Origin of the sequence: Pseudarthrobacter sp. J47 (assembly GCF_049810315.1) — a bacterium.
Taxonomy (GTDB): domain Bacteria; phylum Actinomycetota; class Actinomycetes; order Actinomycetales; family Micrococcaceae; genus Arthrobacter.
The window spans coordinates 2012773-2025003 of sequence record NZ_CP187358.1; the positions used below are offsets into that span (position 1 = coordinate 2012773).

Consider the following 12231-nt stretch of genomic DNA (forward strand, 5'->3'; position numbering starts at 1 on the left):
CGGCAGCGGGTGGAAAGGCATATAGCCCGCCCGGCCCCGCGACGCCCCTAAAAAGCGCGGAGGATGTCCTCGACGCGTTGTTTGGCATCGCCGAACAGCATGTGCGAATTCTCGCGGAAGAACAACGGATTCTGCACTCCGGCATAGCCCGCAGCCATGGAGCGCTTGAACACAATCACGTTTTCTGCCTCCCACACCCTCAACACCGGCATGCCGGCTATGGGACTGCCGGGATCCTCTGCCGCTGCAGGATTAACTGTGTCGTTGGCGCCGATCACCAACACCACCGATGTGCCCTTGAGGTCATCGTTGACCTCATCCATTTCCAGCACGATGTCATAGGGCACCTTGGCCTCAGCAAGCAGTACGTTCATGTGCCCGGGGAGCCTGCCGGCCACCGGGTGGATGCCGAACCTCACTTCCGTGCCGCGCTCGCGGAGCTTCTGTGCCAGTTCAGCTACCGGATACTGGGCCTGGGCAACAGCCATGCCGTACCCGGGAACAATCACTACGCTTGACGCTCCGGAGAGCAGGTCCGCCGCTTCCTCGACCTGGATTTCCCGGTAATCGCCCAGCTCAGCGGATATCCCTTCGGTGGCGGTGACGCCAAAGACGCCAGCGATCACGGACAGGAAGGACCTGTTCATGGCCTTGCACATGATGTATGAGAGGTAGGCGCCCGAAGAGCCCACCAAGGCTCCGGTGACGATCAGGAGATCGTTGTTCAACAGGAATCCCGCTGCCGCAGCCGCCCAGCCGGAGTAGCTGTTGAGCATTGACACGACGACGGGCATATCGCCTCCGCCAATCGAGGCAACCAGGTGCCATCCCAGCCCCAGCGCCAGCAGCGTCACGACGATCAGGAGCCACAGCATGGAGTCGTTGACGTACCAGATGGTCAGCGCCAGGAAGGCCACGAGGGCGCCCAGATTGATGAAGTTCTTCCCGGGGAGCATCAGTGGTGCGGACTTCATCCGGGCTGACAACTTCAGGAACGCCACGATGGATCCGGTGAAAGTCACCGCGCCGATGAAGACTCCGATGAACACCTCCGCGTGGTGGACCGCCGCAAGCTCGGCAGATAATGCGGGGGCCTCCAGGTGCCCGTTCCAGCCCACCATCACGGCAGCCAGGCCAACGAAGCTGTGCAGGAGCGCGATCAGCTCCGGCATGCCGGTCATTTCCACCTTGCGGGCCCGCCACAATCCGATGGCAGCTCCAGCCAGCACGGCCCCGGCAAGCAGCGCCACCCCTGTCCGGCCCTCGCCGGAATCCCAGGCTCCTTCCAGGGAGAGCCAAATGGTGGCCGCCAGGGCAATACACATACCGGCGATTCCGTAATTGACTCCGCCACGGGCGGACTCGTGCCTGCTCAGCCCGCCCAGGCTGAGGATAAACAGCAGGGCGGCCACAATGTAGGCTGCTCCGGCGACGGAGCCGGCCGTGATCACTTGCCCGCCTTGGAGAACATCGCGAGCATCCGCCTGGTGACGGCGAAGCCACCGAAGATGTTGATGCTGGCCAACAGCACCGCAACCGCGGCAAGTACCTGAACCGCCGGAGTTCCGGAGGTCACCTGCAGCAAGGCACCCACCACAATGATCCCGGAAATGGCGTTGGTGACGGACATAAGCGGCGTATGCAGCGCATGATGGACCTTGCCTATGACGTAGAAGCCGACCACCACCGACAGCAGGAGCACTGTGAAATGCTGCGGCAACGGTGGCGGCGCCACTGTATTGATTCCGAAAAGCGCAGCAATCCCGGCCGCAACCAGGACTCCCTTGCCCACTTTGCCCAGGCCCCGTTTCGCAGAGGGCTGCGCACCGCCGTCGGGCATTGCTGCCATGGAAACAGCAGGCGGCCCTGCTGAAACCTGCACCGGCGGCGGTGGCCAGGTCTTTTCACCGTTGCGCACCACCGTGACGGAACGCTGCACCACGTCATCGAAGTCGATCTCCAACCGGCCGTCCTTGCCCGGCGTGAGCAGCTTCATCAGGTTCAGGAGGTTGGTCCCGTACAGTTGCGAGGCCTGCGCCGGCAGCCTGCCGGGCAAGTCCGTATAGCCGAGGATGACGACGCCGTTCGCGGTCACCACACGCTCCCCGGCCCTGGACCCTTCCACGTTGCCGCCCTGGCCAGCCGCCATGTCCACAATCACGCTGCCCGGCTTCATGCTGGAAACGTCCGCGGCGGTCAGGAGTTTCGGAGCGGGCCGCCCCGGAATCAGCGCAGTGGTGATGATGATGTCCACGTCCAGGGCCTGCTCTGAGTAGATCTCCGCGGCCCGTTTGTCATAATCCTCGCTGGTGGCCCGGGCATAGCCGTCCGCCGTAGCCATCACCTCATCCACTTCAACCTTGAGGTAAACACCGCCGATTGATTTCACCTGGTCGGCGACTTCGGGCCGGGGATCCGTTGCCCGGACGATCGCCCCCAGGCTGCTGGCGGCACCAATTGCTGCAAGGCCCGCAACTCCTGCACCGGCAACCAGGACTTTCGCGGGCGGCACCTTGCCCGCGGCTGTGACCTGTCCCGTGAAGAACCGGCCGAACTCGTGGGCCGCCTCAATGACCGCGCGGTAGCCGGCAATGTTGGCCATGGAGCTGAGAACGTCCATTGACTGCGCCCGCGATATCCGGGGAACAGCGTCCAACGCCAGGGCTGTGATGGGCCGCGCAGCGAGTTCGTCCACCAGGTCCGGCCGCAGTGAAGGGCTCAGCAGGCCGATCAAGGTGGCGCCCTCGGCAAGCCGGTTGATTTCCCCGGGTTGGGGCGGGTTGATCTTCAACACGACGGCACTGGCCCAGGCCTCACCGGTGTCCACAACCTGCGCACCCGCTTCAAGGTAGGCCGTGTCCGGGAACGACGCCGCAGTTCCAGCACCCTGTTCCACGACGACGTCGTACCCAAGTTTTGCCAGCTCCCTGGCAGTTGTGGGCGTCGCCGCGACCCGCGCTTCTCCGCCGCCCTCGGCCACAATGCCGATCCTGGTCATGACTGTTCCCCCTTGCCCGGACCCAGGATCAATTTTCCCCGCCGTCATAGGCCTTCTGCAGCGTGGCGATGTCCAGCTTCCGCATTCCGAGCATCGCCTGGACTGCCCGCTGTGCGCCCTCAGGATCCGGGCCACCGATCAATGAGCCGAGTACCGTGGGGACGATCTGCCAGGACAGCCCAAACCGGTCCTTCAGCCAGCCGCACATGCTTTCCTGGCCGCCATCTGCCACCAGGGCGTCCCAGTAGCGATCAAGTTCATCCTGGGACTCACAATGGACCACCAGCGAAAACGCCTCGCTGAATTCCGCTCCCCGGGATCCGTTCAAGGCCAGGATGCTTCTGCCCCCGAGCGTGAAATCAACAGTGAGCACCTCACCGTTGCCCTGCCTGGCGACATGCCTGACTTCCGAATCATCAAAGACCGACGTATAAAAACCGGCTGCTTCCTCTGCCTCGCTCTTAAACCAGAGACATGTGGTGATTTTTTCCATGGTTGGCTCCTCCCGGCTCGACACTATCCCGCTGTGACCAGGCACACAACGGTCATAACGCCCGGCGGGAGCGCTTTAAACTCGAAGCATGACGGCGTCCCCAGCATCCACCGCAAATCCTGTCCGCCCTGCTCCCGTGGTGATCGCCGCCGTCGTGGATTTCATCCTCATCCTGATCTTTGCCGCAGTGGGCCGGGATGCCCATGCCCGCGGTGACGTAGTAACAGGAGTATTTCTGACTGCATGGCCGTTCCTGGTTGGCCTGGCGGCCGGTTGGCTGGCCTTCAGGGTCTGGCGCCGGCCATTCGGGGTGCTGGCGGCCGGCGTGCCGGTGTGGCTTTGCAGCCTGGTCGCAGGCATGGTGCTCAGGCTCGCCACCGGCCAGACGGTGGTGCTGGCATTCGTGATGGTGGCGCTGGTTTCACTCGGGATCCTGCTGGTGGGCTACCGGGGATTACTGGCCCTCCTGGCGCGCTTGACGCGCCGCTCCGCCCGGACCTGATGTACTAGATGATTAAGTCCTATTGGATTTAGTGGTCGTAGGCGATTAGGGAGCGTTTGCGGGGCGCGTCGATTCGCCAGTTGTGCCAGATGCCGGCTGCGAGGGCCAGGAGTCGTGCAGCGACGCGTGCTTTGACGCCTTCAAGGGTGCGCCCGCCGTGGTTTTCGAGGGTGAGTTGGCCTTTGAGGGTGTCGAAGACTGATTCGATCCATTGGCGGATGCCGCCGAGTTTGCCGAAGCGTGGCTTTTCGTCTTTGCGGTCGGGTCTGATGAGGTGGGCGCCGAGGTCGTCGGTGATGAATCGTTCGAAGTCTTTGCCGGCGAAGCCTTTGTCGCCCAGGATGACCTGGCCGGCGTGGACGAGGTGATGGTCTTTTTTTTCAGCAGGGCCTGAGTGACTTCGCGTTCTCCGATTTTCGGGTTTGCCAGGCCCCAGATGACCGGCATTCCTTCAGGGGTGCTGATCAGGTACAGGCGGAAGCCCCAGAAGTAGCGGGAGTGCGACGCGCAGTAGCCGTAGCCCGCGTGCCCGGCAAGGTCGGAGCGTTTGACGGTTTCCCGTGACATTCCGCAGGGCAGTGGGGTGGAATCGACCAGTCGGAGCACGTCGTGCCAGGACGGGGTGTCCTTGGCCAGGGCTGTGATGGTCGCGGAGATCAGCGTCCCGGCGGCCCGGAGGCGTTTGTTGTAGCCGGACTGTTGCGGGATGCCCGGGAACATCCCCGTCAGGTGGGTCCGGGCGTATCGGATCCATCTGGTTTCGGAGGAGTATCCGAGCAGTTGCTGTGCCACCGCCAGGCAGAGCAGCTCGGCATCGGAGAGCCCGGGCTTGCGCCCGGGCCGCCGGTCCCGGGACACGCCAAGATCAGGGAGGACACGGTCGGTGAGAAGGGCATAGAGTGTGGTCAGGAGAGTGTCTAGTTCGGGGTTCACATACCGGGTTTAACACTCTCCGCCCTACTTTAAAAGGCTCCCCACCGTCCTACGCAATAGGAATTACTCATCTAGGCTGGCTGCAGGAAATACGCCACACCGGCCCGCCGCCGGCCACTTGATCCGAAGGGATTGTCCGTGATCACCGCTTTTGTCCTGATCAAGACCGACGCCTCACGCATCCCAGAGACCGCGGAGGAGATTTCCGCGCTCCAGGGAATCAGCGAGGTGTACTCCGTAACGGGCGAATGGGACCTGATCGCGGTGGCCCGCGTGGCCCGGCACGAGGACCTGGCGGAGGTTATTGCGGACAGGCTCTCCAAGGTGGAAGCCGTGGTGCACACCAGCACCCACATTGCCTTCCGCGCGTACTCCCAGCACGATCTCGATGCGGCCTTCGCCCTGGGCTTCGAGCAGTAATCCCGCCTCCAGGCTAGCCGCGGCTGTTTTCCACCCACAGCCGAAGCACGCCTTCAGCAGCACCCGAATCGATGGACTCAGCTGCCCTGGCCAAGGCGCCACGCATCCGTTCCAGGAACGGCCCTTCGGCGTCAACGTCATAGGCAACCAGGCCCGCAGCGGCATTCAGCAGCACAGCGTCGCGGGCGGCACCGGGCTTGCCAGCCAGGACATCGCGGACCACCGAGGCATTAACTGCCGCATCTCCCCCGCGCAGGTCCTCCAACTGCGCAAGCGGAATACCCACATCAGCAGGCGAGAACGCCAGTTCCGTCACCTGGCCGTGACGGATCTCCCAGACAGTTGACGATCCGGTGGTCGTTAGTTCATCCAGGCCATCATCCCCGCGGAATACCAGGCCACGGCTTCCACGCTTTGCCAGGACGCCGGCCATCAGCGGTGCCATCCGGGAATTTGCGACGCCGACAGCCGAGGCCTGTACGCGCGCCGGGTTGGTGAGGGGGCCCAGGAAGTTGAATGCAGTGGGGATGGCGAGTTCCCGCCGGGGAACAGCTGTATGCCGGAACGACGGATGGAACACCTGTGCGAAACAGAAGGTGATTCCGGCGGCCTCGGCATTTTTGGCCACGCGGTCGATGGGCAGGTCCAGCCTCACACCGAGTGCTTCGAGGACATCGGCGGATCCCGAAGACGAGGACGCGGCACGGTTGCCATGTTTAACAACACGCGCACCTGCACCGGCCGCAACCAGGGCGGCCATCGTCGAGATGTTCACGGTGTTCTGCTGGTCACCTCCGGTGCCGACGATGTCCAGCTTTTCTCCGGAGACCTCAAGCCTGTTGGCGTGCGCGAGCATGGCATCCGCCAGGCCGGAGATTTCGTCGACGGTTTCGCCCTTGGCGCTGAGGGCAACGAGGAAGCCGGCGACCTGGGCCGGACTGGCCTCCCCGGACATGATGGTGTCCATGGCCCAGGCAGTGTTGTCCGACGTGAGATCGGTTCCGCGGATCAGGGCCGAAATGAGGCGCGGCCATGTGTTGTCAGTCGTCGAAGCAGATGCCTGGGAAGTCACACCCTGATGCTATCTACGGGCAGGCACGCCTGACCAATGTGAACCCCCTCGGGAACTTTTCCGCGCGAATTCGCGTCTTTGTAGAAAAAGTCCCCCCAAAAGGCGGTTCGCATTGGGCAGGACGGAGTTTTATAGACATAATGTCTATGTGACATCTGCGACCCATGCCCCCAGTACCCCGGCGCATCCCACGCTGAACCGCCCCAATATGGTTTCTGTTGGAACCGTAGTCTGGCTGTCCAGCGAGTTGATGTTCTTCGCCGGCCTCTTTGCCATGTACTTCACCCTCCGCTCAACGTCGGGCGAGATGTGGGCTGATGAGACAGCGAAGCTCAACTTCCCCTTTGCCCTGGTGAACACCATCGTCCTTGTGGCGAGCTCCTTCACCTGCCAGATGGGTGTCTTCGCCGCCGAACGCCTGCAGCCGCGTAAAACCGGCGGGCTCTTCCAGTTCTCCCGGTGGGGCATGAACGAATGGTTCACCCTGACCTTCATCATGGGAGCCTTCTTCGTGGCAGGCCAGACCATGGAATACGCCATGCTCGTCTCCGAGCACGTATCCCTGTCTTCCAACGCCTACGGCTCGGCCTTCTACATGACCACCGGCTTCCACGGCCTGCACGTCATCGGCGGACTCATCGCGTTCCTCTTCATCATCGGGCGCTCTTTCGCCGCCAAGAAGTTCGGCCACTTCGAGGCCACTTCGGCCATCGTGACGTCGTACTACTGGCACTTCGTGGACGTCGTGTGGATTGGCCTCTTCCTGGTCATCTACGTACTCAAGTAGTCAAGCTTTGATTCTTTTTCTACAAGAGGCAGAATTTCAACAGGCGGCTTCACCGGCCGACGCAGGATCGAAAAAAGGAACCACCACGTGAAGGCACTCTCGCAGAAGCGACGTCACCCTCTGGCAGCGATTGCGCTGCTCCTCATGGGACTCCTCGTCACTGGTGGGCTTTACGCTGCCGCCACCACGGTTAACGAGGCGAAAGCCCAAACCACCACCTACAGCGCCAGCGATACTGCCGAGGGCGAGAAGCTTTTCGAAGCCAACTGCGCCACCTGCCACGGCATGGGTGCCAGCGGCACCCAGGACGGGCCCTCCCTCGTAGGTGTGGGAGCCGCATCCGTTGACTTCCAGGTTGGCACCGGCCGCATGCCCATGCAGATGAACGGTCCGCAGGCCCAGCAGAAGCCCGTTCAGTTCAACGACGAACAGACCCACCAGCTTTCCGCTTACGTGGCCTCCCTTGGAGCCGGCCCCGCCATCCCCGAAGAGGGCCTGCTCGACGGCCAGGGCGACGCCGCTGCCGGTGGCGAATTGTTCCGCGTCAACTGTGCCATGTGCCACAACGCCGCAGCAGCCGGCGGTGCACTGACCCGTGGCAAGTACGCTCCTGCCCTTGCCGGCGTCGAAGAGAAGCACATCTACGAAGCCATGGTCACCGGCCCGCAGAACATGCCCGTCTTCAGCGATTCGAACATCGATCCCGAAGGCAAGCGCGACATCATCACCTTCCTGAAGAACATCGAATCCAACCCCACCCCGGGCGGATTCGCGCTCGGTTCACTGGGCCCGGTGGCCGAAGGCCTGTTCGTCTGGATCGCAGGACTTGGCGTGATCATCGGTTTCACCATCTGGCTGACGTCCCGCACTTCCTAAAGTGCGCGTCACCGCAAAGAACTTCTGCTGCCAGCCAGCAGTATTGAAATTGAAAACTAACCCGGCACAAGCCGGGACGAGAGAAGGATGAGGCGAATTATGGGCAACCATAGTGACGGCAGTCCGAACCACTCGGGCACCGTAGCTACGGCTGGTCAGGATGAGGTGGAGAAGTTCCAGGACCCTGGACTTCCACCACATCGTCTGCGCCTGGCTGACACGGACCCGAAAGCTGCAAAGCGGGCAGAACGGCAGGTGGCCCTCCTTTTCGGTGCCTCTGTAGTTGGCACGCTGGTGTTCCTGGTGGCGTACTTTGCCATCGACCTTGGTGTGGGTGAAGAATCGAACCTCGAATCTGTCCGCCTGCAGAACATGCTGCTTGGTTTGGGTACTGCGTTTGCGATGCTCGGCATCGGCACCGGTATTGTGCACTGGGCCAAGGCCCTGATGCCGGACCACGAAGTGTCGGAAGAGCGCCATGCCATCCGCACCGAAGATGACCGCCAGGCGGCTGTCCGGATTGTTGACGACATCGTCGAGGAAACCGGCATCAAGCGCCGTCCCCTCATCCGCAACACCCTCCTGGGCGCGGTTGCACTGGCCCCGCTGCCGGCAGTTGCCATCTTTGGTGATCTCGGTCCACGCCCCGACAACAAGCTGGCGCACACCATGTGGGCTCCCGAGGGCGGCACGCTGAAGCGTCTTGCCCGCGACCCCGACGGCACGCCCATCAAGGCCGCGGACGTCACGATCGGCTCCGCCTTCCATGTAATCCCGGAAGGCCTGAACGAACTCCACGAAGGCAAGCTCAACGAAAAGGCCAAAGCAGTTGTGCTGCTCATGCGCCTGGACCCGGCTTCCCTCAACCCGTCTCCGGGCCGCGAGGACTGGGGCTACAACGGAATCGTTGCCTACTCCAAGATCTGCACCCACGTGGGCTGCCCGGTAGCCCTCTACGAACAGCAGACGCACCACCTGCTGTGCCCGTGCCACCAGTCCACCTTCGACCTCACGCAGGAATGCAAGGTCATCTTCGGACCGGCCAGCCGCCCGCTCCCCCAGCTGCCCATCGCAGTTGACGACGAAGGCTACCTGGTTGCCACGAGCGACTTCAAAGAACCCGTAGGACCAAGTTACTGGGAGCGTGATGAGCATGAGCGCGCAATCAACAGCTGATCCGGCATTCGTCGCATCGACCAAAGCCGGACGCATCACCGATTTCGTTGACTCGCGTGTTGGCGGCTCCGGAATTCTGCGGGAATTCGGCCGAAAGGTCTTCCCCGACCACTGGTCCTTTATGTTCGGCGAAGTGGCGCTGTACTCGTTCGTCATCCTGTTGCTCTCGGGCACCTTCCTGACGTTCTTCTTCGATCCGTCCATGGCGGAAACGCACTATGCCGGTTCCTACACGGAACTGCGCAACGTCGAAATGTCCGTGGCGTACAGCTCCTCGCTGAACATCTCCTTCGACATCCGTGGCGGCCTTTTCATGCGCCAGGTCCACCACTGGTCCGCGCTGCTGTTCGTCGCCTCCATCGCCGTGCACATGCTGCGCGTCTTCTTCACCGGTGCGTTCCGCAAGCCCCGCGAAATGAACTGGGTTGTAGGCAGCGTGCTGCTGATCCTGGCCATGGCAGCCGGCTTCACCGGTTACTCGCTCCCCGATGACCTGCTGTCCGGCAACGGCCTGCGGATCATCGACGGCGTGATCAAGTCCATTCCGGTCGTCGGAACATGGATCTCGTTCTTCCTGTTCGGCGGCGAGTTCCCCGGCACCGCGGTCATTGGCCGCCTCTATGTGCTGCACATCCTGCTGGTACCTGCGCTCATCCTCCTGATGATTGTCCTGCACCTCTTTATGGTGGTCGTCCACAAGCACACGCAGTACCCTGGCCCGGGCCGCAACGACGGAAACGTCGTGGGTTACCCCCTGGGTCCTGTCTACGCTGCGAAGGCCGGTGGATTCTTCTTCATCGTGTTCGGCGTGATCGCCCTGATGGCGGCATTCTTCACCATCAACCCCATCTGGAACTACGGACCTTACGACCCCTCGCCGGTGTCTGCAGGTACCCAGCCTGACTGGTACATCGGGTTCGTTGACGGCGCCCTGCGCCTGATGCCCGGTGTCATCGGTGATTTCCACTTCGAATACGTCATCTTCGGTTACACCCTCACCCTGAACGTCCTGCTTCCGGCCCTGGTGCCCGCAGGCATCCTGTTCACCGTGATGTTCATGTACCCCTGGATCGAACGCTGGGTCACCAAGGATGAGCGCGAGCACCACGTCCTGGACCGTCCCCGTAACGCTCCTACCCGTACCGCAATCGGCGTCGCCGGATTCATCTGGTACTGCGTGATGTGGGCCGCCGCAGGTTCGGACCTCATCGCAACACACTTCGCGGTCTCCCTGAACGACGTCACCTACTGGCTCCGGGCCCTGTTCTTCATCGGCCCCGTCATCGGCTTCATTGTTGCCAAGCGCGTAGCCCTCGCGCTGCAGCGCAAGGACCGTGAAATCGCACTGCACGGCCGGGAAACCGGACGCATCGTTCGACTGCCGCACGGTGAGTTTGAAGAAATCCACGCTCCGCTGGATGACTACAAGCTCTACAAGCTGGTGGGCTTCGAATCACCCGCTCCCCTGCCGGCAGTGCCGAACGAGCATGGCATTGTCACCAAGAAGGAAAAGCGCCGCGCCTTCTTGTCCAGGTGGTTCTTCGAGGACCGGGTCGCCCCCGTGACCCCCGCGGAACTGGCTGCAGCACACAGCCACGGACACCACGCCGTCGAGTCGGCCGAGGAAACCAAGAGCCTCAGCCACTAGGGCGCAGCCGTAAACACCACAAAAGGCGGGTGCCGGTCCATCAGGACCGGCACCCGCCTTTTGTGTTCCTGCTGCTAGTGCTCGCGGCCGCCACCGTAGTTACGGGCCGTCCGCGCACCTGGCCTTTGCAGGGGAACCCACAGCTTGTACCTGTCAGCCCTGTAGTAGGACACCGAGTAGTCCACCATGGACCTGGCAACAAACGCATGGCGCTGGATCTTCAGGAGCGGAGCACCAACATCCACGTTCAGGAGCCGCGCGGTGGACGGCGAGGCGGCTGTTGCCTCAATCATGTCCTCGCCCCACTCCATCACCAGGCCGTAGTGCTCGCTCAGGACGTTATACAGCGATGTTGGCGGCTCGCCATCAAGGAGGCCGGGAACCCGGTGCGCCGGAATGAAGTTCTCGTCCACGCTCATTGGCTCACCGTCGGCCAGCAACAACCGGCGGAACCGCACCAGGGGCGTTCCCTCCTCCAGCTGCAATTCGCGCGCCAGGAAGGCACTGGCGGCCGTCTGCTCGAAGCTGAGGACCTTTGCGGCGGGTACCATGCCGCGGCGCTGCATTTCCTCGCTGTATGACGTCAGTTTCACCTGAAGGTCCAGCTTGGGTTTCCGGACGAACGTGCCCAGCCCCACCACGCGCTCCACGATTTCTTCTCCCACCAGAGCGTCAATAGCCTGGCGGACCGTCATACGGGCCAGCCCGAACCGTTCTGCAAGATCACGCTCAGACGGCAGGGCTGCCCCTGGCGGGCAGGAAGTCGTTATATATCCCCGCAGGATCTCCCGCAGCTGGATGTAGATGGCCACCCCGCTGTTGCGGTCAATCGCCCCAACTATCCTTGAAGCGTCAGCGGACATGGCGGCCGGTTTCTCTTGTGTGTTCCACGGTTCAATCTTAAGGTCTCCGGTCTAGACCAACATCCATCCGGGGAACCGGCCGTTCATTACTCCGGCCGTCGATCGGGCGGGTATTCTGGACAGGAATTTCCAGTGACGCACTCAATAAATTCCAGGAGGATGTTCCTTGCCAGTCCGCAGCGGCACGGTGGCCGCCAACATTGGCCTGCATGCCCGGCCAGCAGCACTCTTTGTCCGTGCCGTAACGGAGACGGGTCTGCCCATAGTTATCCGCCGATCCGGATCAACTGCCGGGGTGGACGCCAGGTCACTGCTCGAAGTCATGACAGCGGACTTTGACCACGGCTGCAAGGTGGATCTGGTGATAGACGACCAGGCCCTGGAAGGGGATGCAGCGCTCGAACGGGCCGAGGCGGCACTGGAACGGCTTGTGAAACTCCTCGAGTCCCAGAACGGCGCCTAG

General features: G+C 62.5%; 12 protein-coding genes and 1 pseudogene. 7 read left to right on the top strand and 6 right to left on the bottom strand.

Features of this window, described 5'->3' with window-relative positions; translation table 11 throughout:
* Positions 1 to 47 precede the first annotated feature (47 nt).
* Genes pntB through ACPJW8_RS09160 form a run of 3 tightly spaced genes read right to left on the bottom strand, consistent with a single transcriptional unit; the run spans position 48 to position 3491 of the window.
* The gene (gene pntB, locus ACPJW8_RS09150) at positions 48 to 1451 is read right to left on the bottom strand and encodes a Re/Si-specific NAD(P)(+) transhydrogenase subunit beta (protein WP_425256310.1); all 1404 of its coding nucleotides are present in this window, start codon (positions 1449 to 1451) and stop codon (positions 48 to 50) included.
* Complete coding sequence (locus tag ACPJW8_RS09155) at positions 1448 to 2998, bottom strand: Re/Si-specific NAD(P)(+) transhydrogenase subunit alpha (RefSeq protein WP_330188856.1); 1551 nt, start codon at positions 2996 to 2998, stop codon at positions 1448 to 1450. Before ACPJW8_RS09155 ends, pntB begins: the two co-directional genes overlap by 4 nt.
* A gap of 28 nt (positions 2999 to 3026) precedes the next feature.
* A complete protein-coding gene (locus tag ACPJW8_RS09160) occupies positions 3027 to 3491 on the bottom strand; it encodes a VOC family protein (protein ID WP_330188857.1) in 465 nt (154 codons plus the stop codon).
* Between the two features lie 88 nt (positions 3492 to 3579).
* Between ACPJW8_RS09160 and ACPJW8_RS09165 the strand changes: the two genes are divergently transcribed.
* Positions 3580 to 3993 (top strand): DUF3054 domain-containing protein, encoded by a 414-nt coding sequence (locus ACPJW8_RS09165; RefSeq protein ID WP_330188858.1) that lies wholly within the window; start codon positions 3580 to 3582, stop codon positions 3991 to 3993.
* Between the two features lie 28 nt (positions 3994 to 4021).
* Here the strand turns inward: ACPJW8_RS09165 and ACPJW8_RS09170 are convergent.
* Positions 4022 to 4926: pseudogene (locus ACPJW8_RS09170) on the bottom strand (IS982 family transposase).
* Between the two features lie 138 nt (positions 4927 to 5064).
* Between ACPJW8_RS09170 and ACPJW8_RS09175 the strand changes: the two are divergent.
* Positions 5065 to 5346 (top strand): Lrp/AsnC ligand binding domain-containing protein, encoded by a 282-nt coding sequence (locus tag ACPJW8_RS09175; RefSeq protein ID WP_330188320.1) that lies wholly within the window; start codon positions 5065 to 5067, stop codon positions 5344 to 5346.
* A 13-nt stretch (positions 5347 to 5359) separates the two neighbouring features.
* Here the strand turns inward: ACPJW8_RS09175 and trpD are convergent, their stop codons facing one another.
* A complete protein-coding gene (gene trpD / locus ACPJW8_RS09180) occupies positions 5360 to 6418 on the bottom strand; it encodes an anthranilate phosphoribosyltransferase (protein ID WP_330188321.1) in 1059 nt (352 codons plus the stop codon).
* 112 nt (positions 6419 to 6530) lie between these two features.
* Here trpD and ACPJW8_RS09185 point away from each other — a divergent pair, with 112 nt between their 5' ends.
* From ACPJW8_RS09185 to ACPJW8_RS09200, 4 genes are all read left to right on the top strand, one after another.
* Positions 6531 to 7205 carry a cytochrome c oxidase subunit 3 gene (locus tag ACPJW8_RS09185; protein ID WP_425256311.1) on the top strand — a complete coding sequence of 225 codons (675 nt, stop codon included), beginning with the start codon at positions 6531 to 6533 and terminating at the stop codon, positions 7203 to 7205.
* An 87-nt stretch (positions 7206 to 7292) separates the two neighbouring features.
* On the top strand, positions 7293 to 8081 hold the full coding sequence (locus ACPJW8_RS09190; RefSeq protein ID WP_330188323.1) for a cytochrome c: 789 nt from the start codon (positions 7293 to 7295) through the stop codon (positions 8079 to 8081).
* Between the two features lie 99 nt (positions 8082 to 8180).
* Positions 8181 to 9257, top strand: a complete 1077-nt coding sequence (locus ACPJW8_RS09195; protein ID WP_330188324.1) for a ubiquinol-cytochrome c reductase iron-sulfur subunit — start codon at positions 8181 to 8183, stop codon at positions 9255 to 9257.
* Positions 9235 to 10905, top strand: coding sequence for a ubiquinol-cytochrome c reductase cytochrome b subunit (locus ACPJW8_RS09200; RefSeq protein WP_330188325.1), 1671 nt, complete (start codon positions 9235 to 9237; stop codon positions 10903 to 10905). The genes ACPJW8_RS09195 and ACPJW8_RS09200 overlap by 23 nt, the downstream gene beginning before the upstream one ends.
* Positions 10906 to 10979: 74 nt before the next feature.
* Here ACPJW8_RS09200 and ACPJW8_RS09205 read toward each other — a convergent pair whose 3' ends face one another.
* Positions 10980 to 11768 carry a GntR family transcriptional regulator gene (locus tag ACPJW8_RS09205; protein WP_330188326.1) on the bottom strand — a complete coding sequence of 263 codons (789 nt, stop codon included), beginning with the start codon at positions 11766 to 11768 and terminating at the stop codon, positions 10980 to 10982.
* 166 nt (positions 11769 to 11934) lie between these two features.
* On the opposite strand from ACPJW8_RS09205, the gene ACPJW8_RS09210 reads away from it, so the two are divergent.
* Positions 11935 to 12231: an HPr family phosphocarrier protein gene (locus ACPJW8_RS09210; protein ID WP_330188327.1), complete on the top strand. Its 297-nt coding sequence runs from the start codon at positions 11935 to 11937 to the stop codon at positions 12229 to 12231.